This is a genomic window from Alcaligenes sp. AB3, assembly GCF_031844565.1.
Classification (GTDB): Bacteria; Pseudomonadota; Gammaproteobacteria; order Burkholderiales; family Burkholderiaceae_B; genus Alcaligenes; species Alcaligenes faecalis.
In genome coordinates this window covers 444,231-466,438 of the sequence record NZ_JAUZVM010000001.1, presented here as the reverse complement: position 1 = coordinate 466,438, position 22,208 = coordinate 444,231, and the positions used below count along the sequence as shown (strand labels likewise).

Genomic DNA, 22,208 nt, shown 5'->3' with positions numbered 1-22,208 from the left:
CCTCCGTTTCTTTTTGGAATGATTTTGTGTTTCAAGTCACTGCCCTCGTTTTCGCCCTGTATGTCGCCTGGCGACTGATCAAACCTTTATCGATCCAACCCTGGATCAAGTGGTTGTTAAGCGCCCTGGCCCTTGCTGCTACCTTGCACCATTACACCGTCGCTTTGTTCTGGGGCACCCGCGCTTCACCGGAAATTCCCGCTCACGTCATCATGGTCTTGGGTTGGGCTTTTGGGGCGGTCTTGCTGGCCGCCTTCTTTACCCTGATCACTGATCTGGCAGGCTTGCTGATGCGTGTCCTGTACAAACCTGTCGGACTGACGCTGCTACGCTCCCCTGCCTTGCGCGGCGTGCTGGGCATCGCGGCTGTCAGCCTGTCCGCCTTGGGTGTGTGGCAAGCGGTGCAAGTCCCGGACGTAAAATCCATCGAGGTCAAAGTCAAAGGCCTGTCCCCCAGCCTGGATGGCTTCAAGCTGATGCAACTGACCGATCTGCATGCCAGTCGACTGCTGCAAGGGCCGTGGATACAAGCCATTGTCGATAAAACACAGGCTTTGCAACCGGACCTGATTGCGATTACGGGCGATCTGGTCGATGGCACCGTGACGGCTCGCCGTGACGATGTCGCTCCCCTGCAGGCCCTGTCCGCTCCCAAAGGAGTATGGGTAATTGCCGGCAACCACGAGTACTACACTCAGTATCAGCCCTGGATAGAGCACTTCAACAGCCTGGGGCTACGTTTGCTCCTTAATGAGCACAGCATTATTGAACAAGGCGATGCGGCTTTCGCCTTGGCTGGCATCACGGACAAGTCGGCAGCGGTGCATGGCCAGCCCATGCCCGATGTGACCGCAGCGGTCGCGGGTATCCCGACCGGCATGCCCATCATCATGCTGGCTCACCGCCCCGATACCGCCAAGGACAGTGCAGCAGCCGGGGCGGCGTTGCAACTGTCAGGACATACGCATGGTGGCCATATTGTGGGTATGCACAAAATTGTGCAGATGGCCAATGATGGCTATGTAGGTGGCCTGTATCAAGTCGGTGATATGCAGCTGTATGTCAGCTACGGCGCCGGGCTGTGGACAGGCTTCCCGCTGCGTCTGGGACGCGCCTCGGAAATCACCTTGATTACCTTGCGCGCTTCCTGAGCCGGAAACCAGAACCGGAGCTTCACGACACGCTGCGCAGCGCCCGTCGACACAGGCGCTGCACAGCGGCATTATCGGGAGATTGCGACTGCCATTGAGCACATAGATCGCACACCCACTGTGGCTGATCCTTGGCCGCATCATTCAAGTAATTGGCGACCGAATCCTGCACATAAACGCTGCCATCCTGGTACAAGACCTCCAGAATCGGCAACATGCGTTCCGGTTCCTTTTTCAGAATGGCGATATGTGCGCACCACACGCCCCGGGGGCGCAGCGCTTCGCACGCAAATCGTCGCAAATATTCCGAGTCTGAACGCGCCCATTGCTGCAGGGTCTGAATCGATACATCCAGCTCTGCCACCAGTTGAGGGCGTACCGCCATCCAGGCCCATTCGCGCACACCGAAATGCGGATCATCCGCCAAGGGACGCAATGTTTCCAGACGCTTAGGGACGCTTAAAGATGCGCGGGCTCCCACCATAAAGCAGGCCCAGCCGCGCACCAAATCAGAAGGATGTTCCAGACAACGTGCCCAAGCTCCCTCACCATAGGTTTCCAATAAATATTCCCCTATGGCTTTCATGCGCTTGAGGATACCCAGTTCAGCCAGGGCGTCGATTTTCTGCGCGCCCTGCTTATCCAGCTCCGGAAACACGGTCGCCACCAGCACGCGCTGATCAATGGCCAAGGACTCGGTCAGCGTAGCGGCCTGGATTTCTCCCTTGGACAGGGCCAATGAAACATCGGCAGGTATGTCCGCGATCTTGGCATACCCCTTGCGGGTTTCAGTACTCATGGTGCTTGCTCCCCACCAGCCGCTTTGCTCAACAAGACACCAAGCTGTGTGCACTCTGCCTCGGACAAGTGCTTGAACAAATTGCCTATCCACTGTGCGTGAGTTGCTACCAGCGTCCTGGCCAGTTCCGCCCCCTGAGGGCTCAGTTTCACCATGACAGAACGTCGATCCGCCTCGGCCGCAAAGCGTTGCACCAGGCCCGCCTTGAGCAGCCCATCCACCAGGGTTGTAACGGTTGCCCGCGTAACGCCTGCCCGCTCAGCCAGAATGTGGGAGGGCATACCGTCGGGCGCCTCTTCCAGCAGAAACAAAAGCACAAAACGGGCTTCGCTCAAGCCATGGGGCGCCAGCAAGGCAGCGCAGTCTCGATCAATACGAGCGGACAAGGACAGGAGCTGAAAACACAGGGACATACCCTGAACATTGACGCCCTTCTGCTGCTCTGCGTGCGAGAGCAAGGCCTGGTATTTCGCTTCCAGTTTCATAATTCGATATCAAATAATTTGATATCGAATCTTAATATCGGATCTGCTCAAAAACAAGAAAAATAAAAGAAGCCTGCTGGTCCGAAATAAAGACGGGCTGATTCCACATCATGCCAATCGTATCCATAAAGCGGAATATGCCCCGATGGTAAGGAGCCTATCCACAAAGACAGCCGATTTTTCGCTAAAAGAGTGTCGCCAAAATTCGACAATGCCACATTTTAAGCTTGATGCTTACGAGAGAGGCTCACGCATGCGGTAAGGTATAAGGCTGGTCAGGTATCAGCCCTGCCAACTATCATCAGCAGCACACATGGAATCCGATTACCAGCATCATGAATAGCATCAAGAAATCGAGCAAATTGGCGAATGTTTTGTACGATATTCGCGGCCCCATCATGGACCGGGCCAAGCAAATGGAAGACGAAGGTCAGCAACTGATCAAGCTGAACATTGGCAACTTGGCGGTATTCGGTTTTGATGCCCCGGAAGAAATCCAGCTCGACATGATCCGCAACCTGCCTAACTCCTCGGGCTACTCGGACAGCAAAGGTATTTTTGCCGCGCGTAAAGCCGTCATGCACTACACCCAGGAGCAAGGCATCAAGGGTGTGACGCTGGAAGATATTTACCTGGGCAATGGCGCCTCTGAACTGATTGCCATGGCCACCAATGCTCTGCTGGATGATGGCGACGAACTGCTCCTGCCCATGCCCGACTACCCGCTCTGGACAGCGGTTACCAGCCTGTCCGGCGGTACGCCCATCCATTACTTGTGCGACGAGTCCAACGGCTGGATTCCTGACCTGGACGATATCCGTTCCAAGATCACCCCACGCACCAAGGGCCTGGTGGTCATCAACCCGAACAACCCTACCGGCGTGCTCTATCCGGACTCGGTGTTGCAAGCCTTGGTCGATATTGCCCGCGAATTCAATCTGGTCTTGTTGGCCGACGAAGTCTACGACAAGGTCTTGTTTGACGATATGAAGCACACAGCTCTGGGCAGCCTGTCTACCGACGTGCTGACCTTGACCTTCAACTCCCTGTCCAAGAGTTACCGCGCATGTGGTTACCGTGCTGGCTGGCTGGTGATTTCCGGTGACAAGAAAGCAGGTGCCGACTACATCGAAGGGCTGAGCATGTTGGCCAATATGAAGCTGTGCGCGAACGTGCCCGGCCAATGGGCCATTCAGACCGCCTTGGGTGGCTATCAAAGCATCAACGATCTGGTTTGCGAGGGTGGGCGCCTGCGTCGTCAGCGCGATCTGGCTTACGAACTGATCACCGCCATTCCTGGGGTCAGCTGCGTCATGCCCCACGCCGCCCTGTACATGTTCCCGCGCCTGGACCCCGAGGTTTATCCCATCAAGGATGACCGCCAGTTCTTCCTGCAACTGCTGGAAGCCACCCGCGTGATGCTGGTGCAAGGCACGGGCTTTAACTGGCCTCATCCGGATCACTTCCGCATGGTGTTCCTCCCACACGAGCCAGACCTGCGCGAAGCCATTAGCCGTATGGCCAAGTTCCTGAAAGACTATCGCATCAAGCACGGTACGGAACGGCCTGAGTTTGCTCAAGCAAGCACTCCTGCCGTAGACAGCGCCGAAGCAGAATAAAAAACCGGTCTCAATAAAAAAGCCAAGGATTCACTCTCCTTGGCTTTTTTATGGCACTCAAGATACTTGAGACAATTGCTCCGCCACCCAATCAATAAAAACACGCAGCCGAACATTCGTATGTTTGCTACGGTGAAAAGCCACATACAAGGGCATAGGGTCCATCACCCAATCAGGGAATAACGCGATCAAACGCCCTGCGTGCATCGCTTCCTTGGCCAAATACTCCGGCAAGCAAACCAGCCCCAAACCCGCTTCGCCCGCTGCCAGATAGGCGTTGCCATCATTCACGGCCAAACCATAACGGCCTGGCAAAGAAACCCGCTCTTTATGGCGACGCAAGGCATAAGGAAACGGTTTGTTCTGATGTTCCCACAGGTATCCCACCATTCGATGGGCAAGCCCTTCCAGCTCTTTGGGATGTACAAGGGGACCAAACTGCTCCAGATACGAGGGTGCAGCATAGATGGACAGATGCAGCTCCCCGACCCGCTTGGCGATCAAGGACTGATCTTGAATCTGACCACCCCGAACCACACAGTCCATGCTTTCATCCAGCAAATCTACTGTCTTGTCGCCCACCCCCATATCCAGCTGAATATCCGGGTAGCGTGCGTAGAACGAAGGCAAGGCGGGCACCAGCACGCGGCTGGCTAAAGGGCTGGGCACATCTACCCGCAAACGGCCACTGGGCGAAGCCAAGGCTTGGGCCAGGTCCCGCTCACTGTCCTCCAGATCGGCCAGCAATTGCACTACACGCTCAAAGTAGAGTGCTCCGGCACTAGTGACGCTCACCTTGCGCGTCGTGCGATTCAGCAAGCTCACCTGCAAGCGTGCCTCCAATTGCTGCACTAAATGTGTGGCCCTGGTTCGGCTGATATGCAAAATTTGGGCCGCCTTGGTAAAGCTGCCCGTTTCCACTACCTTGGCAAAAGTACGCATCGCTTCGAAACGGTCCACGTATTATCTCCAGTTGGTAGCAATGATTATTTGGATTATAGAAATAGTGTTGTTTGCCATCCAGCGTTTATCTATCCACGCACAAGACCTACAGTGCATAGCTCAATGAACTTGGCCTGCCCAGCAGGCACTGGAAAGCATGATGACTACCCCACGCCAAGCCGTATTTCCCACCGAACGCCAAGCCTTGTATGAGCGCGGACATTACTCGCCGGCGATTCGTTCCAATGGCTTTTTGTTTGTTTCTGGCCAAGTCGGCAGCCGCGAAGACGGCTCACCCGAGCCGGATCTGGAACAGCAAATACGCCTAGCCTTTGAGAACCTCAATACCGTGCTGGCCGCAGCAGGTTGCAGCTTTGCTCATGTGCTGGATGTGACGCTGTTTTTGGTGAACCCGGAAGCCAATCTGGAAACATTGTGGAAGGTTCTGCCGGACTACTGGGGGGACGCGCCCTACCCAGCACTGACAGGCGTGGGGGTGCCTTGGCTGTCAGGTTTTCAGTTTGAAATCAAGGTGGTGGCACAACTTCCTGAACAAGCCTGATACGCAAGCTCTTATCGTCTTTATCGACAGGCTAATCGTGCTGATCGGACTCACTGCCCGGTAATGCCGCCAACACGGCAGCTTGCATACCTTGCGTAAACGCAGTATCGCCCACGGCCCTGCTGATCATCCCTGTCCCCAGCATGGCGGCAAACAAAAGCATGATTTGCTCGTCGGACTGCTCGGCACAGGCTTGCACGGCGACACTACGGAACTGCTCAAACAAGCGCTCTACTCCTTCACTGTAAATCGCCGTGGTCTGCGCATCCGCAGGCAGGCTGCTGGCCAATGAAGAAAAGGCCAGAATCGGGCAGCTTTGGGTTTGAGGGCTGTGCTTGAAATAACGCCGCATCAAGGCCTGAAAACCTTGCACGGCATCTTCTTCATAGCGCTGGTTAATACGCTCCCAGGATTCCGAGGACTGGGTGAAAGCAAAGCGGGAAGCCTCGTCAATCAAGGCCTCTTTGGAAGCAAACTGCTTGTAGAAGGCGCCGGCCGTCAGGCCTGCCTCTGTCATGATGTCCCCGATCGAGACCCCTTCCACCCCATGTTTGCGAAACAATCGACACGCTGTTTCCAGCACCCGTTCGCGGTTGCGTTCGGCCTGCTCGCGCGAGACACGTCCCATTCAAACCTCCGGACGACGAAAAGCAATCAGCTTGGCAATCAAACGCTGACACACTTCATTGTTTTGATTCATGGTGTGAGACTCCACCGTCACCATGCCCATGTCTGCCTTGGAGCGAGAGGGCTGAATATCGATGATCTTGCTGAGCACATGCAAGACATCGCCAGGGCGCGTAGGCCGTGGCCAATCTATCTGCCCGCCTGCACCAATAATCCCCTGGCTAAACACCAGGCTGTCCACCAACAGCTTCATGGTGATGGCCGCGGTATGCCAACCACTGGCAGCCAGCCCCTGAAAGAACGTGTCCTTGGCCTCCTCTGCATCCAGATGGAAAGGCTGCGGATCAAACTGGCGGGCAAAGCTGACAATTTGCGCTTCATCCAGAGCATGCTCGGCGCTACGAAACTCCATTCCCAGGGCCAGATCTTCAAGATAGACAGGTACTGTAAGGCTCATCCGAATACTCTCCAGAAAGTGTGTGAGTGCGTGTGGCTGCCCGCATAAATAGATTACGGATAGCAGCTATCCTTGCACAGCTTTCTCTGGAAATCAACAATAGATTACGAACATATTCTATTTTAAAAATGGTGATAATTCGGCTTCTTAGCACTGAAGAGCAAACTGGCATGGAGTTTGAAAAAATGCACTTTAGATGCCACACATCCTCCAGAGATCGGCAAGGCATTAAAAACAGCCCCTTGTTGTCAGTTTCAACAAGGGGCTGCCTTTATCTGTCTGGCTTTAATCCGCTAACTTCAGCACCAGAGTTTGTGACCTCAAAGGGGAACCCTCACGCAAAGGTTCGGGCTCTCCGCTGGGCACAAAGCCGTAATGTTCATACAGCCGGACGGCCGCCTCATTCGTCAAGGTCACACCTAGACGAACACACGCTGCTTGCCTGCTTTTTGCCCATTTCACCGCCGCATCCAGCAGGCCAAAACCTGCTCGCAAACCTCGTGCGGATGGAGCTACCCACATCTGGTAAATATCGGCCATAGCGGGTTCCGAAGCCGACAGCTTGCACCAGACCAGACCACAAGCCATACCCTCTTTTTCAGCCAACAAGACATGGTCCGTCTCGGACGCACAAGCAGCTTGAATTCGCTCCTGCCAGAAATGCTCAGGATGTGCGGACTCCACGGCATAGGTACCCCCAAAGGCATCGGGAGAATCACGCAAGGCGCTGAGACGCAATACCTGATAGGTTCGCCATTCCTGCGCCTGAACCGGACGAATAGAGATCACAACACATCCTTTTCAAAGAGAGTCTGGTGGCGATCAAGGCCGCACAGCCGTCACCTCCAGCTCGACCAGCCAGCCTGGGTTCACCAGAGCCTGCACCGCCATGGCGGATCGCACTGGCAGATTGGGCTGTTCCTTGGTTCCAAAGTACTTGGAGTAGCCAGCCATGAAGCCGTCAAAATCCAGCTTGCCGCCATCGGGGGCAACCAGGAAGGCCTGCATCTTGATAATGTCCCCAACCGACATGCCCATGCCTTCCAGCTGAGCCTTGATCTGCTCCATGATGGACTCGGTTTGCTGCTGCATATTGCCATAGGCTGCCGTGCTGGCTGCATCTGCCGACTTGTCGCGCACAGCCGGGACGGTGCCGCTCAAGTAGACCGTGGTTTTACCTGCAGGCACTTCCACTGCCGTCAGAATCGGGAAATCCGAATTGGGAATAGGATGGCGCTTCACATCTTGCGCCAACGCCGGCGCAGCCAGGCTACTGATCAAGGCAGCAGAGGCAAGCATCTTCACGACATTCATAGTTTTCTCCTGATTGAAGGTTCAAAAACCAAGACTTCATTAGGTACGAGCTCTTCCCTAAAGCCTATTTAATTTCATAAAGCCACTCTGAAGTTCAAACAGTTATCTTTTGATTCAAAAAAGCTGACTTTTGTAGTCTGTGCAGCGGGCGGTTATCCAGGTAGCAATCGCATCCACAGAAAACCGCTACGGAGTCCAAGGCTTAATGCAAAGGCCGCAGCAGCAATAAAGCACACAAGGCCAACATGAAAACAGCGATGCTACCGTCCAGTACACGCCAGGCCAGCGGCTGGCGAAACACGGGTTGCAGCAATCGCGCTCCATAGCCCAAGGCCAGAAACCAGCTGCCACTGGCTGCACAGGCTCCCAAGGCGAATGCCCACTGCAAGTTGCCGGGATAAGGCGTAGACAGGCTGCCCAACAGCACCATCGTATCCAGATAGACGTGGGGGTTCAAAAGGGTGAACGCCAAACAAGTCAGCAAGATGCGGCGACGATTACGCTCGCTACCTTTCCCGGCCATCAGGCTTCCCTTGCCAGTCCAGGCTCGCTGTGCCGCCAGCAGCCCATACCAGGCCAGAAAAGCCGCGCCGCCAAAGCGCAAAACTTGCAGCAAACCAGGCCATTCCTTTACCAAGGTACCAATGCCAGCCACGCCCCCCAGGATCAGGACAATATCGGCCAGCGCGCAGATCGCCACCACCAAACCCACATGACTACGCTCCAGACCCTGCCGCAACACGAAGGCATTTTGGGTGCCAATAGCCATGATCAGGCCCGCACCTGTCAGAAAGCCAGTCGCTACAACAGAGAAGAACATGCCAGCCATCCACAGAATTGAAAAACTGCGTTATGGTGCTGCCATTTATTATTTAAGAAAAGCTAATTATTCTTTACTTAATTAAGAATAACTAATCAGATAGGCCAATCATGGATCTGCTGCACCCACAACTCAGAGCCTTTATGGCAGTCCTGGAAGAAGGCAGTTTTGAAGCGGCCGGACGCAAGCTGTACATCACCACCTCGGCCATCTCACAACGTATCAAGGCGCTGGAAGACAGACTGGGACAGGTGCTGGTCCTGCGCCAACCGCCTTGCCGTCCGACCCCAGCGGGAGAGTTGCTGCTGCGTCGTGTACGCCCCATGCAGGTTCTGGAAGCCGAGGCTGTCGCGGACTTCTTGCCAGAAAAAAATGGCCCACGCCGGCCTATCGCGATTGCCGTCAATAGTGACTCACTGGACACCTGGTTTCTGGAAGCCTTGTCCCAGCTCAGTCAGAAACATGGCTACATGTTTGATGTGCGTGTGGATGATCAGGACCACACGCTGGAGCTGATACGCAATGGCTCCGTGCTGGGCGCTGTCACCGCCGAACCAACACCTCTACAAGGCTGCGAGGTTCAGGCTCTGGGTATCATGCGCTATCAGGCCATTGCTTCTCCAGAGTTTGTGGCCCGGCATTTCGGATTGGAAGTAGACGCAAACTCCCTGGTCCAAGCCCCCATGATTGTCTTTAACCGCAAGGACGAATTGCAGTGGCGCTTTATACGACAGATCACCACTGAATCTGTCACCCCTCCCATCCACTACCTGCCCACCTCTACCGGCTTTGTGAAAGCAGCGGCTTTGGGCCTGGGCTGGTGTCTGGCACCTGACTCCATGGTCAGCGATGCCCTGGCCGCCAAAGAGCTGGCTTTAATCGCCCCCGGCCTTTGGCTGGATGTGCCCTTGTATTGGCAACATGCTGCTATCCGCTCCGACACCTTGCGCAATATGGGTACGGCACTTCAACGTGCAGCCAAGACCTCATTGCTGCCAGTTTCAGCTTAATGGACTCTGTGGAGACCCCGGACTGGCAGACAGCAGGCGAGTTTGCCACTCGAAGTAAATGGTAAAAACTCATGCTCGCCTGAGCTTCTGCAACAGGCTTGCACAGACAGCAGAGCTCAGGGTTTTCTTTTGGCTTTGGGAGGTCGAGCAAGCTCGGAGATGATGCCCGCCAGCTTCTGCGCTGCTTCCTTCATTTGCTCCGGACTGAATGCGCTTAAACCCAGAATCAGTCCAGGTGGCCCTTCACCGGCGTGATACATGGTGGAGACCGGACGCACAGCCACACCCTCCTGCATGGCGCGCTGTGCCACTGCCACATCGTCAATCTGCGAAGCTAGCCACAAGACGGAGTGCATGCCTTGGTCTCCGGGCTGCAAGCTGGCCAAATTGCCAGGCAGAGCCTCGCGCACAATCTCAAAAAGATGCTTGCGACACTGGGTATAAACCCCGCGCATACGGCGAATATGACGTTCCAGATGCCCCTCTGAAATAAAGCTGGCCAGAACATGCTGGTCTGCGCTGGGCGGATGCCGATCCAGCAGGACCCTCGCTCCGCAAAAAGCCTGTACCAGCTGCGGCGGCACAATCGCATAACCCAGGCGCAGCGAGGGAAACAGCACCTTGCTGAAGGTTCCCAGATAGATCACCCGCTCCGGGTCCAGGCCCTGCATGGAAGGAAAGGGATGGCCGGAATAACGGAACTCGCTGTCGTAATCATCCTCGACAATCCAGGCGGATTTATCGCGTGCCCAGGCCAGCAAGGCATTGCGTCGCGCCATGCTCATGGGCATACCCAAAGGGTATTGATGCGAAGGAGTCACAAAGGCGACCCGCGCATCGGCTTGCAAGCGTATGCCCGCAGCCACATCCAGCCCCTCTTCATCCACAGGCACACGAACCATACGCTCCGGCGCACCGACCGTGTTCAAAATCGCGGTAATGCCGGGATAGGCCGGGTTCTCCACCCAGGCGAAATCCTGCCTGCTCATCAAGACCAGACATGCCAGAAACAAGCCCTGCTGAGTGCCCGTGGTCACAATCACCTGTTCTGCCTCACAACGCACCGAGCGCGACCGACGCACATATTCCGCAATGGCTGCCCGCAAAGGCAAGGCACCTTGAGGATCACCATAGCCGCCCGGCGCGCCCTGACCATGCGCCCGTAAACGATTCCCCAAGCGTCGCCAGATCGGTCCTGGCGCAGCGGCACCCAATGGAATCGACACAGCAAACGGAGCAGACGGCAAAGGTTGGAACTGAGCCGCAACTGTATTGAATGGCTGGGCAGCGGGTGGTGCAGGCTGGGCGGGCAACGCTGCCGCCCTGCGCTTCTTCACCCTTGTTTTGGGGCTGGCCAGCGAGTGAGCAATATAAGTGCCCACGCCCGGCGAGGACTCCAGAAAGCCTTCGGCAATCAATTGCTCGAAAGCCTCTACAACCGTGCCACGAGCAACGCCCAAGGATGCCGCCAAGGCTCGCGTGGACGGTAAGGATTCTCCCGGTTTGAGCGCACCGCTTTTTACTGCATCGCGCAACTTCTGCGCCAACTGACGCCCCAAGGTTCCGGCGCTTCGGTCCAACTCGCCTAGGGAAGGAATCTTTGGATTATGAGCAGTGCGTGACATGGCTTGTGGTCCATAAAAATAGCGCCAAACTGGTACAGAGCAATGATCCAGAACAGATCAATAATAGACACATTGATCCTGAATCCCAAGCCCGAAAAAACAACGATGTATATCCCTGCACACTTCAATGAATCCCGGCCTGAACTACTGCACGCGCTGATCGCCCAGCATCCGCTGGGCATTCTGGTCACCAATGGCAAAAGTGGTTTAAGCGCGAACCACCTGCCCTTCATGCTGCATCCCCAGGAAGGCGCGCGAGGGGTGTTGCACTGCCACGTCGCCAGAAACAATCCCGTATGGCAAGACCTGGACAACGGCGACGAAGTGATGGTGATATTTCGTGCAGGGGACGCCTATATCTCCCCGCAATGGTTTCCCAGCAAGCTGGAAACACACAAGCAAGTCCCGTCCTGGAACTACATCGTAGCCCATGCTTATGGGCGGGTAACAATACGCGATGATGAACGTTATGTTCGTGGAGCCGTGGCGCGTTTGACCCGCATTCACGAAGCCAGCCAGCCCGTGCCCTGGAAGATGACGGATGGCCCCAAGGACTATATCGACGCCATGCTGAAAGCCATTGTCGGGATTGAAATTGAAATCACTCGCCTGATCGGCAAGACCAAGCTCAGTCAGAATAAAGAGGCTCGGGATGTGGAGGCGGCATCAGCTGCCTTAATCAGCCAAGGGGACCATTTCATTGGCAGTGCAATGCAGGCGGTGGCAGCAGACAAACGAGCACAAGAAACCCAGAAATAAACAAGGTGACGGCCCGCTGCACGGTACAAACCACCCCGATCTGACTATCCCCTTCTTGCTACTTATAATGTGAGCTCGTGCACCGGGACACCGTCCCCCTTCCTCGGTGCATCACAAGGTCAAGAATATGAGAAGTGATAGTCGGCTATCCCGCATGCTGCACGTTTTGCTGCACATGGCCAGGCACGATCAGCCATTTACCTCCGAGCAAATCGCCACCATGCTCAGCACCAATCCCGTGGTCGTCCGACGCACCATGGCGGGCTTGCGCAAGGCGGGCTACGTGCGCTCCGAAAAAGGCCACGGGGGCGGCTGGACACTAAGCTGTGATCTGCAAGAAGTCACGCTGCTGGACATACACAAAGCGGTTGGGGGACCGCGTATCTTCTTTATCGGCCACGAGAACGAGAACCCAAGCTGCGGTGTCGCCAAAGTAGTTAACGCCGCCTTGGGCGATGTGCTCAAGGAAGCGGAAACCCTGGTCATGCAAAGGCTGGAAGCCATCCCCCTGGCAGAGCTATTGGCTGAGTTTGAGCAACTCTATAAGGCAGAAATGGCAGAGCTGGACAGGAAAATGGCGGAGCAATAATCTGCAGGCTCTGCTTGGTTCAGGGCAGAATCAATACAAGAGCAAAGGCTGAGCAATTAGGCCTGATCATCCGCATAGGCTACCCAACCCCGGAACGAGAGCCCTGCATAGAACAAGGCTGGTGCGGTGAACCCCGCCTCCCGCAACAAACCCTCTTCCTCCTGCGGGCTTAACAGCGTCAAATGCCGGGCCATATTTGATGCAGAACCTATCGCTTCCGCCGTAGTTTCCGTCCCTGTAGCAAAGGCGATGGATCGGGCTAGCCAGTCCTCAGTTGCCCCCTCCTCTGGCCGACAATGATGGGCCACCACAAGCGCCGCCCCCGGTTTCAAGCGTGCGAGCAAGGACTTCAACAGCGAAAAGCGCTCTGCTTTTGACAAGAAATGCAGAGTCAGCAGACAAGTAGCACCATCAAACAGCTCCAGCGGTGCATCGTCCACATAGCCTGGTATCAAACCCACTTGCGAACCCAAAGGCCCTAGCACCTGGGCCGCCAGATCCAGCATGGCTTGCGAGGGATCGACTCCTGCAAACGACCAATCTGGACGGGCTTGCGCAAAAGACTTCAACTCCAGCCCGCCACCTGCTGCCAGGACCAGAATCCTGGCATTGCTCTTTGCTCGTTCGGAAAGCAGGATCAAGGCCATGCGATGAAGATCATGGAAGCCAGGAATGCGCTGTGGTGTTGTATCGGCATACCGGGCGACCAAGGCAAGATCGCTAAAGGGCTGGACGGAAGTGGGTGTTTTCATTGAAATCCTGAGCGGGTGGTAAGCAATGGCATGGGTGCACCCTATGCCATTACTCGGTCTGCGTGGAGTTTGGCGCTGGACATTGCTCTGGCCTCATGCAGCCTTTTCCGAGCTGGCTCCACCCTGCTTCGCCAAGCCATAAATCAAGGAATGATGTGCCCCACCCGCCGCCATTACCCCCGCAGCGGCAGCAATGGTGGCATTAGCCATGGGACTGGCAGCATCACCCGCCGCAAACACACCCGGTACAGACGTGTGCTGCATGGGGTCCACAGCAATAAAAGCCCCCGTAGGACCCGCTGTCAGCTTGCAACCCAGCTGTATGGCCAGGTCGCTGGCCAGCTCTGTTTTGGGCGCTACAAACAGACCTGAAATAGCCACAATTCTGCCATCCTGCAAACGCACTGCCTCCAGCCCGGACTTGCTTCCCAACAACTCTGCAATCGGTGTCTTTTCAATCTGCACACCACGCGCTATCAGTTGGGCCTCCTGCTCTGCATTCGGCGTAAAGGCAGCTTGAGTAAACAAGGTGGTCGGCCCCCAATCTGGCACCAGCATGGCTTGATGCATAGCCAGCTCGCTGCTGGCCAACACACCCAAAGGCTGCTGATTCAGCTCAAAGCCATGGCAATAAGGACAATGCAGCACACTGCTGCCCCAACGCTCCTGCATACCCGGAATACCAGGCAGGCTATCCTTGACGCCAGTGGCCAGAATCAGGCGACTCGCACGGATGGTCTGAGCGTCCTCGGTCAATAGCTGAAACCCACCCTCAATGGCATGAACCTCCACGGCTCGCCCCGCTCGCTGCTCGACCGTCCCGTACTTCGCAAGCTGAAGTTTTGCCGTCGCCATGATGGCGGCCGGAGCGTGCCCATCCTGCCCCAGAAAACCATGAGAGGCCCGGGCAAAGCGATTCCGCGGTTGCCCCGCGTCCAATAAAAGTACGCGCCGCCGCGCCCGACCCAATTGAATCGCCGCAGCCTGACCTGCAAAACTGCCACCGACGATGATGATGTCGAAGTCCATAAATTCACCTTCTCTTTAACGTAGCTTTTCATGTTACGTATCAGAGAAACACAGGTCAACTCATGAAACTATGTTTGTTACGATTTTGATTCGGGAACAGAAAGAAAGGCGTTACGCCGTGCCGAACACAGCGCAACGCATATAAAGAATGTCGTTCAGGCAGCGGCCTCGGCTACCGCCTTGCGCACGGCCTCGCGCGCCCCTACTCGCTCCAGATAGGCACTGAGTTTGGGGAATTGGCTCATATCAACCGAGTCACCTTCCAGCCAGCCACCTACGGTGTACAGATACGCATCGGCCACACTGAACTGCTCGCCCAGCACCCAGGGACCTGCAATCAGGGATTCCAGATAAGCCGCACAAGCTGTCATGTTTTGCGGCACCTTGGCACGCATGGCTTCTTCCGCAGCAGGATCATCCGCCCAACGGGAACCACGACGCTTGTGCGCGTGGGCCACATGCACGGTGGATGCCAAATAGCTGTGCAGCTCCTGCATACGGGCGAACGCAAATGGATCATTCAAAGGAGCCAGCTTGGCAGCCGGAAAGCTCTGTGCCACAAAAGCCAGCAAAGCCGGGGTTTCCGTCAACGCGCCCTGCTCTGTCACCAGTGCCGGAACACGCCCCTTGGGATTGACGCGCAGAAACTCCGGGCTTTGCTGTTGATTCGCACCAAAATCCAGCTTGACCACATCAAAGTCAGCCCCTGCTTCATGCAGTGCGATATGAGTGGCAAGCGCGCAGGTCCCTGGCGCGGAATAGAACACCCAACGAGACATGTCGATCTCCTTTTGTCCATAAAACGAAGGGATCATTATGACGCTGAAGTGTTGTTGGGCAAGCAAAAAACAAAAAACCCAACAGCCGTTAAGCGGTTGGGTTTCTTGGGATATCTTGGTGGAGTCGGGGGGAATTGAACCCCCGTCCGCAAGCCGTCCACAGACAGTTCTACATGTGTAGTCAATTAATTTTAAGTTTTAACCTTGGACTATGCCAATTGACAGGCCTTTCCTTGGCGATCCACTAAGTTTTAGAACCGGACTTCGTGGCGCAGGCCGATTCGATTCTTTGTAAATAACACTGCTGTAGGTTGCCCTACCTAACCCAAAGACAAATTAGTGCAGTGGCCCAGCCTTAAGCGGCTAGAGCGAAACGCTCGTCGTTGGCGTTTATAGTTTTCCAGTGGATTTACGAGCGTACTGGTGCTCGACACGCCCTGTGCTGCTTCTTGACCCACGTCGAAGCCATGTCGACCCCATGTGGATTAGCAACCATAGCACATCGGCTACAAAATGTATAGCTCCTGGTGCTAGAATAAGCCTCTTCCGCGCTCTGGCTGAGTCCTCGCCAGAGCGTTTTTTCACGTACTTCACACCTACCCTTTTGTCTGGAGTCGCTTTCCATGGCCCATCCCGCCAACCAAGCCAGAGGCCCATTAGGCTTTATCCTGCATGGCAGTCTTGTTACTCAAATTGTGATCGGTTTGATCGCCGGTATTTTGTTGGGGCGCTTTGCTCCTGATGTCGCGCACTCGATCGCCCTGCTTGGCCAATTGTTTGTCTCTGCCTTGAAGTCGGTAGCGCCAATTCTGGTTTTTGTACTGGTAATGTCTTCCATTGCCAATCAAAAGGCCCAGTCATCCAGCCGCATGGGCCCGATTTTGCTCTTGTATGTTCTGGGCACCTTCCTGGCCGCGCTGATTGCCGTGATCGCCAGTTTTGCCTTCCCCGTGAAGCTCAAACTGGATCTGGCCAACTCCACACTGAACCCGCCCGGCAATATCGTCGAAGTGTTGCTGGACCTGCTGACCAGCATTGTGGTGAACCCGGTGGATGCCTTGCTCAACGCCAATTACATGGGCATTTTGGCCTGGGCCATTACTTTGGGCCTGGCACTGAAGCACGGCTCGCAAGGGTCGCGTGATCTGTTGACCGATATGGCCAATGCTGTTTCCTCCCTGGTGCGTCTGGTGATTCGCTTTGCACCGTTGGGGATTTTTGGTCTGGTGGCGGTGACCATTGCCGAGTCGGGCTTTGACGCACTGCGCCAGTACGGTCTGCTGCTGATCGTTCTGGTGGGCTGCATGCTGATGGTGGCCCTGGTCGTCAACCCTTTGATCGTGTTTGCCAAGCTGCGTCGCAATCCATACCCACTGGTGTTCACCTGCCTGCGTGAAAGCGGCATCACAGCTTTCTTCACCCGCAGCTCTGCGGCCAACATTCCGGTGAACATGGCTTTGTGCGAGCGTCTGGGCCTTCATAAAGACACCTACTCGGTATCGATCCCGCTGGGCGCGACCATCAATATGGCCGGTGCTGCCGTCACGATTACCGTGCTGACACTGGCTGCCGTCCATACCCTGGAAATCCCGGCTGACGTGCCTACTGCCCTGCTGCTGAGCCTGGTAGCTACCATTGCGGCTTGCGGTGCGTCTGGCGTGGCCGGTGGCTCTTTGCTGCTGATTCCACTAGCGTGCAATATGTTCGGAATTTCCAACGATGTCGCCATGCAAGTCGTTGGTGTAGGCTTCGTAATTGGGGTGGTGCAAGACTCGGTAGAAACGGCCTTGAACTCCTCGACCGACGTGCTGTTTACCGCTGCGGCAACACTCGAACCAGGTCGTGCCTGATTTGATAACTTGACGCACAAGGGGCCAGCCATTCAGGCTGGCCTTTTTTGTAGGTAATCCCAACTCGATCGCATCAGGCGGGACACCAGCCGCCATGCTTGGATGTCCGATTTTTATCAGACGCCTCCGCAGTCAGGCTCTTATCAAGGAATCTTTGTGGATTTAGCCAGCCTTTCTCTGTATATCGTTGCCGTCGCTGCCGTCACCGTCATTCCGGGGCCGACCATGCTGCTGGCCTTGAATAATGGAGCGCATGGAGGCAAACGGATTGCGGCATGTGGTATTGCGGGAGCGGCGCTCTCGGACCTGATTCTGATCGCAGCCGTAGGCTGTGGGCTGGGCGCCTTGCTGCTTGCCTCCGAGCAGCTTTTTACCGTGGTGAAATGGATAGGCGCGGCCTATCTGTTGTATTTGGCCTATGGGCTCTGGAACGCTCCGGTCCGCCCTGTCCAGACCGACACCCCCACAGAGAAAGTACGGACGGGTCGAGCCGCTTTCCTGCGATCCTTGCTGGTCGCCTTGTCCAATCCAAAAGCGCTGTTGTTTTTCTCTGCCTTTTTGCCGCAGTTCATCCGGCCGGAAGAGGCAATTGCAGTCCAGTACATCACGCTGGCCCTGATCACTGCCCTGATTGATATTGCCCTGATGACCGTTTATGCCGTAGGTGGCCATCACGCCATGCGCCTGCTTTCCGGCCAGGCCATGCGCTGGTTGAACCGGGGTTGTGCGGGCATGCTGGCGGGACTGGGTATTGCCTTGAGCCTGTACCGACGCAGCAACTCCAACTAGGTAGGATGCACAACTTGGTTGAAGGAAACAAGGGACCCGAAACGGTCCCTTTTTCTTGTGCGCTTCGACCCGGCCCAGGCTGCTCCAAATCGGTCCATCACCATTCGTGACGCCGGAGCAACAAGCAAAACGACACAGCGCAAAACCCGACTAGATACATACACCCAGCACCATGTTCCGGCGGATGGGATCGTATATCATCATTCAGATGACCGCCCTGTTTGGCCTGCCAGGCTTGCACCGTGGCCAGTCCCTTAGCAACTCCGGTTTCTCAGCGCTGTCAGCCCAGCCTGGACCGCCACGATTTCCCCTTCACCCCGTATCAACAAGGAGCCAAGATGAAGCGTATCTATTTAGCGGGTCCTGACGTTTTTTTTAGTGATGCCACCGAGCGTGCCAAGCTGCACAAGCAATTGGTGCGAGACTTTGGCTTCAAGCCTTTGCATCCCGTTGACCAGGAAGAAATCGAAGCCTCGTCCATCTACCACCACAATATCCGCCTGCTGGATCAGGCCGATGCGGTACTGGCGAATATCACTCCCTTCAGGGGGGCAGAAATTGATACCGGCACCGCTTTTGAAATTGGCTATGCCGTGGCTCAGGGCTTGCCTGTTTTTACCTACCGTTCCACGGCTGATACGGTTCTGGATACCGTCAGAGAGCATTACAGCCCGGTCGTACTGGATCCGGCCAGCCAAATCTGGCGCGACCGCAATGGCGCCTTGATTGAAGATTTTGGCCTGCCCTCGAACCTGATGGTGGCAATCAGCACGGAGTTCGTACATGGCACCTTTACCGATGCCCTGATTGCCGCGCAGGATTATTTCAAAGCCATCAGCTGATTCATTCGCAGAAAAAATTCTGCTTGGCAATCAAGGACAAACATTCAAACAGGCTTGAAATTAAACGGATTTTTGTAGAATTAAACGCCACGGACTCTCAGGTATGATGTGGCCCTGAAACCTTTAACCCGCCCACACGAACCAAACAACGGGTTCCCCGCAACACCCGCTTTTCTTGAATCAAAAAAACAGGGCTACGCCCAGCACCATGCCAGACACCAGCAACATCTCTTTTCTTGACCGTGTACGCGCCATCCTGAGTGACCTTCCCACTTCCGAGCGACGTCTGGCCCAATTCACGTTGGACTTCTCGGGCGATCTGTCCAGCTACAACGCCTCGGAGCTGGCCAGCTTGGCCCAAGTCTCCAATGCCACCGTCACACGCCTGATCCGGCGTCTGGAATACGCGAACTACGAAGCGGCACGCAAGCAGATTCGCGCAGAAAAAACGGATGACGCCTTCACTTCGCTCAGCCAACCGCTGTCTGCGGGTGAGGCCACCTTGCATGCGCACTTGCAAGACAGCTATAGCAAGCTGGGCAATACCTACCGGCATCTCTCCCACTCGGTTCTGCTGGAGGCCAGCCAAGCTATCAGTCGTGCGCGGCAGGTGTGGCTGGTGGGTCTGCAGGCAAACTACTTTCTGGCCGGGCATTTTCACTGGCATTTGTCCAAACTCATGCCGGGCGTACGGCTTATCCCCGGAGCGGGTCAGACCGTCTCCGAATACCTGGCCGACATCCGGCAACAGGATGTCGTGATTGTTTTTGATTTGCATCCACGCCTCAGCCACATGCCAGAACTGATCCAGCGCCTGGAAACACACTGCACAGATATCGTGTTGATCACCGACCAGGATTACAAAGAGCGCCCCAAAACCCGCTGGTCCCTGCCTTGTCAGTCTGGCTCAGAACAGTTGCCTGATAATTCAGTGGCCGTTGCCAGCCTGTCTCATCTGCTGCTGTCCGAGATATTGAAAGTGCGTGGCGCTAATCGCAGTGATGAATCGGAACAAGAACTGACCACAGCTGACGCGCTGTTTTAATCAAACAAAGAACATCTTTTTTGAGCTTCCGCGACCGACTCAGGGCAAGAAAGACAAGCTCTTGTGCCTGTGCGTCTCCTGCATCATTTGCCCCGTCCAGCTAAACCCAGGCTCCAAACTCAGAGCCCTCTCCCCTCTCATCTACGACCAAAGTCGCCTGTTGGGAAAAGTTGATTCGTTCTATACATGCTGTACACAGAGCGCCCTCAAGCGCCAACTCTCTGTACACGCCGTGTTTAGAGAGCCTCGATGCCAAGAATCATCAATCCCAATAAGGAGACATCAAAATGAGCTCAGCCAATACTGTCGTGACGGCAGTCACCCAGCACCCCGCCTATCAAGAGTTGCTTAGAAGACGCAACCGCATGAGCCTGATCTTTTTCGGCTTGACCGTGATTGTGTACGCCGGTTTTATCCTGACCCTGGCCTTTGATCCCGAACTGTTCAGCCGCTCTGTCGGTTCCATGACCATGACGATTGGTGTGCTTAGCGCCGCCATTGTGCTGCTTAGCGCCGTCGTGCTGGTGTCCGCCTTCGTCTACATTTCCAACAAGGTGTATGACCCCTTGCTGGCTCAAATCATGAAGGACGTGACATGAAGAAACTACTTCTGAGCCTGGGCCTGTTCAGTCTGGCCAGCGGCAATGCCATGGCAGCCTCCCCCGGCCAGGCCAATACCTCCGCCATTGTCATGTTCCTGATCTTTATTGCCGGGACCATGGGCATTACCTGGTGGGCGGCACGCCGCACACGCACCACGTCCGACTTTTACACCGCCGGAGGCGGTTTGACCGGCTTTCAAAACGGCCTGGCGATTGCCGGGGACTATCTGTCCGCCGCCTCCTTCCTGGGGATTGCGGGCATGGTGTACGTCAGCGGTTTTGACGGCATGATTTACGCCATTGGCTTCATGTTCGGCTGGCCGGTCGTGATGTTCCTGATTGCAGAACGCCTGCGCAATCTGGGTCGCTACAACTTTGCCGACGTCACCTCGTTTCGCCTGTCCCAGAACCCCATGCGGATTCTGGCGGCCAGTGCGTCCCTGCTGATCATCGCCCTGTACCTGATCGCGCAAATGGTCGGCGCAGGCAAACTGATCGTGTTGCTGTTTGGCCTGGACTACAACGTGGCCGTGGTGATTGTGGGTTCGCTGATGATGATTTACGTCACCTTTGGCGGCATGACGGCCACCACCTGGGTGCAAATCATCAAAGCCGTGCTGATGCTGTTCGGTGCTACCTTGATGACTATTCTGGTTCTGGCCGCGTTCTACTGGGATGTCGATGCCATGCTGGCCGCTGCCGTGGAAACACACCCCACCGGACACGCCATTCTTGAACCCGGCGCAGCTGTCAGCAGCAACCCGCTGAACGTGCTGTCCCTGGGTATTGCCCTGGCCTTCGGTACCGCAGGTCTGCCGCATATCCTGATGCGTTTCTTTACCGTGGCCGATGCCAAGGAAGCCCGTAAATCCGTGATCTACGCCAGCAGCTTTATTGGCTACTTCTACCTGCTGACCTTCATCATCGGTTTCGGTGCCATCGCCTTGCTGGTCAAGCATCCCGAGTACTTCCAGACCGGGCCGGATGGTTCCTTCAACATGCTGACCAACCTGATTGGCGGCACCAATATGGTAGCGGTGCACCTGGCTAATGCGGTAGGTGGCAACCTCTTGCTGGGCTTCCTGGCCGCCGTGACCTTTGCAACAATCGTGGCCGTGGTTGCAGGATTGGCCTTGGCCGGTGCCGCGGCTATTTCGCATGACTTGTACGCCAACGTCATTGCCAAAGGACGCGCGACCGAAAAAGACCAGATGCGCATTTCGCGTATCTCCACGGTGGTGCTGGGTGTGCTGGCAATTTTGCTGGGCATTATCTTTGAAAACCAGAACGTTGCCTTCATGGTGGGCCTGGCCTTTGCCATTGCCGCCAGTGCCAACTTCCCGGTTCTGGTGCTGTCGATTGCCTGGCGTGGTTGCACCACACGGGGCGCCACCATTGGCGGCTTCCTGGGCCTGGTCACCGCCACAGTGTGGGTGGTCTTGAGCAGCACGGTGTGGGTCGATGTATTCGGTTTTGCTGAGCCTATCACCCCCTTCCCTAACCCCGGCATCCTGTCCATCCCGCTGGCTTTCTTCTCGATCTGGCTGTTCTCGACCCTGGATAACAGCGCACGCGCAGCCAAGGAACGCGAAGCCTTCGAAGCTCTGACCGTACGCAGTCAAACCGGCATTGGTGCTGCCAGCGCCAGCGCTCACTAACGCTTTTGCGCTGATTCAATCAGCAGGCTGGAACAGAAAACAGGGCATTTCGGTGCCCTGTTTTTACTGATGTGCAGCTCATCCTGGCAGGCACCATTACAGA

At 55.8% G+C, this 22,208-nt stretch carries 24 protein-coding genes and 1 other RNA gene; 12 read left to right on the top strand and 13 right to left on the bottom strand.

Features of this window, described 5'->3' with window-relative positions:
* The first annotated feature begins 26 nt into the window (after positions 1–26).
* The gene (locus Q9R35_RS02195; protein WP_311219288.1) at positions 27–1,151 is read left to right on the top strand and encodes a metallophosphoesterase; all 1,125 of its coding nucleotides are present in this window, start codon (positions 27–29) and stop codon (positions 1,149–1,151) included.
* A gap of 22 nt (positions 1,152–1,173) precedes the next feature.
* Here Q9R35_RS02195 and Q9R35_RS02190 read toward each other — a convergent pair whose 3' ends face one another.
* Positions 1,174–1,950, bottom strand: coding sequence for a HEAT repeat domain-containing protein (locus Q9R35_RS02190; RefSeq protein WP_311219287.1), 777 nt, complete (start codon positions 1,948–1,950; stop codon positions 1,174–1,176).
* The gene (locus Q9R35_RS02185) at positions 1,947–2,435 is read right to left on the bottom strand and encodes a MarR family transcriptional regulator (protein WP_311219286.1); all 489 of its coding nucleotides are present in this window, start codon (positions 2,433–2,435) and stop codon (positions 1,947–1,949) included. Before Q9R35_RS02185 ends, Q9R35_RS02190 begins: the two co-directional genes overlap by 4 nt.
* 335 nt (positions 2,436–2,770) lie before the next feature.
* On the opposite strand from Q9R35_RS02185, the gene Q9R35_RS02180 reads away from it, so the two are divergent.
* Entirely contained in the window at positions 2,771–4,054 is a 1,284-nt protein-coding gene (locus tag Q9R35_RS02180) for a pyridoxal phosphate-dependent aminotransferase (RefSeq protein WP_270116253.1), read from the top strand.
* Between the two features lie 57 nt (positions 4,055–4,111).
* Here Q9R35_RS02180 and Q9R35_RS02175 read toward each other — a convergent pair whose 3' ends face one another.
* Positions 4,112–5,014, bottom strand: coding sequence for a LysR family transcriptional regulator (locus Q9R35_RS02175; RefSeq protein WP_311219285.1), 903 nt, complete (start codon positions 5,012–5,014; stop codon positions 4,112–4,114).
* Between the two features lie 142 nt (positions 5,015–5,156).
* Here Q9R35_RS02175 and Q9R35_RS02170 point away from each other — a divergent pair, with 142 nt between their 5' ends.
* On the top strand, positions 5,157–5,558 hold the full coding sequence (locus Q9R35_RS02170) for a RidA family protein (protein WP_197314053.1): 402 nt from the start codon (positions 5,157–5,159) through the stop codon (positions 5,556–5,558).
* 31 nt (positions 5,559–5,589) lie between these two features.
* On the opposite strand, the gene Q9R35_RS02165 is transcribed toward Q9R35_RS02170, so the two are convergent.
* The 5 genes from Q9R35_RS02165 to Q9R35_RS02145 form a co-directional block, all read right to left on the bottom strand.
* Positions 5,590–6,186, bottom strand: a complete 597-nt coding sequence (locus tag Q9R35_RS02165; RefSeq protein ID WP_311219284.1) for a TetR/AcrR family transcriptional regulator — start codon at positions 6,184–6,186, stop codon at positions 5,590–5,592.
* Positions 6,187–6,642: a MaoC family dehydratase gene (locus tag Q9R35_RS02160; protein ID WP_311219283.1), complete on the bottom strand. Its 456-nt coding sequence runs from the start codon at positions 6,640–6,642 to the stop codon at positions 6,187–6,189.
* Between the two features lie 285 nt (positions 6,643–6,927).
* The gene (locus Q9R35_RS02155; protein WP_311219282.1) at positions 6,928–7,431 is read right to left on the bottom strand and encodes a GNAT family N-acetyltransferase; all 504 of its coding nucleotides are present in this window, start codon (positions 7,429–7,431) and stop codon (positions 6,928–6,930) included.
* A gap of 33 nt (positions 7,432–7,464) precedes the next feature.
* Complete coding sequence (locus Q9R35_RS02150) at positions 7,465–7,956, bottom strand: RidA family protein (protein WP_042481791.1); 492 nt, start codon at positions 7,954–7,956, stop codon at positions 7,465–7,467.
* A 202-nt stretch (positions 7,957–8,158) separates the two neighbouring features.
* A complete protein-coding gene (locus tag Q9R35_RS02145) occupies positions 8,159–8,776 on the bottom strand; it encodes a LysE/ArgO family amino acid transporter (protein ID WP_252605169.1) in 618 nt (205 codons plus the stop codon).
* Between the two features lie 110 nt (positions 8,777–8,886).
* Between Q9R35_RS02145 and Q9R35_RS02140 the strand changes: the two genes are divergently transcribed.
* Positions 8,887–9,786, top strand: coding sequence for a LysR family transcriptional regulator ArgP (locus Q9R35_RS02140; protein WP_311219281.1), 900 nt, complete (start codon positions 8,887–8,889; stop codon positions 9,784–9,786).
* 116 nt (positions 9,787–9,902) lie between these two features.
* Here Q9R35_RS02140 and Q9R35_RS02135 read toward each other — a convergent pair whose 3' ends face one another.
* Complete coding sequence (locus Q9R35_RS02135; protein WP_311219280.1) at positions 9,903–11,411, bottom strand: PLP-dependent aminotransferase family protein; 1,509 nt, start codon at positions 11,409–11,411, stop codon at positions 9,903–9,905.
* A 105-nt stretch (positions 11,412–11,516) separates the two neighbouring features.
* Here Q9R35_RS02135 and Q9R35_RS02130 point away from each other — a divergent pair, with 105 nt between their 5' ends.
* Both Q9R35_RS02130 and Q9R35_RS02125 read left to right on the top strand, forming a co-directional pair.
* Positions 11,517–12,170 carry an FMN-binding negative transcriptional regulator gene (locus Q9R35_RS02130; protein WP_197314043.1) on the top strand — a complete coding sequence of 218 codons (654 nt, stop codon included), beginning with the start codon at positions 11,517–11,519 and terminating at the stop codon, positions 12,168–12,170.
* A 127-nt stretch (positions 12,171–12,297) separates the two neighbouring features.
* Positions 12,298–12,759 (top strand): Rrf2 family transcriptional regulator, encoded by a 462-nt coding sequence (locus Q9R35_RS02125; RefSeq protein WP_197314042.1) that lies wholly within the window; start codon positions 12,298–12,300, stop codon positions 12,757–12,759.
* Between the two features lie 56 nt (positions 12,760–12,815).
* On the opposite strand, the gene Q9R35_RS02120 is transcribed toward Q9R35_RS02125, so the two are convergent.
* From Q9R35_RS02120 to ssrA, 4 genes are all read right to left on the bottom strand, one after another.
* Positions 12,816–13,511 (bottom strand): class I SAM-dependent methyltransferase, encoded by a 696-nt coding sequence (locus Q9R35_RS02120; protein WP_311219279.1) that lies wholly within the window; start codon positions 13,509–13,511, stop codon positions 12,816–12,818.
* 93 nt (positions 13,512–13,604) lie between these two features.
* The gene (locus tag Q9R35_RS02115) at positions 13,605–14,540 is read right to left on the bottom strand and encodes an NAD(P)/FAD-dependent oxidoreductase (RefSeq protein ID WP_086068553.1); all 936 of its coding nucleotides are present in this window, start codon (positions 14,538–14,540) and stop codon (positions 13,605–13,607) included.
* 155 nt (positions 14,541–14,695) lie between these two features.
* On the bottom strand, positions 14,696–15,319 hold the full coding sequence (locus Q9R35_RS02110; protein ID WP_042481811.1) for a glutathione S-transferase family protein: 624 nt from the start codon (positions 15,317–15,319) through the stop codon (positions 14,696–14,698).
* Between the two features lie 116 nt (positions 15,320–15,435).
* Positions 15,436–15,797: a transfer-messenger RNA gene (gene ssrA, locus Q9R35_RS02105) on the bottom strand.
* A 145-nt stretch (positions 15,798–15,942) separates the two neighbouring features.
* Between ssrA and sstT the strand changes: the two genes are divergently transcribed.
* The 6 genes from sstT to actP all read left to right on the top strand — a co-directional run bounded on the left by sstT (position 15,943) and on the right by actP (position 22,105).
* Entirely contained in the window at positions 15,943–17,169 is a 1,227-nt protein-coding gene (gene sstT / locus Q9R35_RS02100; RefSeq protein ID WP_042481814.1) for a serine/threonine transporter SstT, read from the top strand.
* Positions 17,170–17,325: 156 nt separating this feature from the next.
* Complete coding sequence (locus Q9R35_RS02095; protein ID WP_042482218.1) at positions 17,326–17,958, top strand: LysE family translocator; 633 nt, start codon at positions 17,326–17,328, stop codon at positions 17,956–17,958.
* A gap of 338 nt (positions 17,959–18,296) precedes the next feature.
* Complete coding sequence (locus Q9R35_RS02090) at positions 18,297–18,800, top strand: nucleoside 2-deoxyribosyltransferase (protein WP_042481817.1); 504 nt, start codon at positions 18,297–18,299, stop codon at positions 18,798–18,800.
* A 208-nt stretch (positions 18,801–19,008) separates the two neighbouring features.
* The gene (locus tag Q9R35_RS02085; RefSeq protein WP_042481821.1) at positions 19,009–19,845 is read left to right on the top strand and encodes a MurR/RpiR family transcriptional regulator; all 837 of its coding nucleotides are present in this window, start codon (positions 19,009–19,011) and stop codon (positions 19,843–19,845) included.
* Between the two features lie 287 nt (positions 19,846–20,132).
* The gene (locus Q9R35_RS02080; protein WP_042481823.1) at positions 20,133–20,444 is read left to right on the top strand and encodes a DUF485 domain-containing protein; all 312 of its coding nucleotides are present in this window, start codon (positions 20,133–20,135) and stop codon (positions 20,442–20,444) included.
* Complete coding sequence (gene actP / locus Q9R35_RS02075; RefSeq protein WP_042481826.1) at positions 20,441–22,105, top strand: cation/acetate symporter ActP; 1,665 nt, start codon at positions 20,441–20,443, stop codon at positions 22,103–22,105. The genes Q9R35_RS02080 and actP overlap by 4 nt, the downstream gene beginning before the upstream one ends.
* Positions 22,106–22,208: the final 103 nt, after the last annotated feature.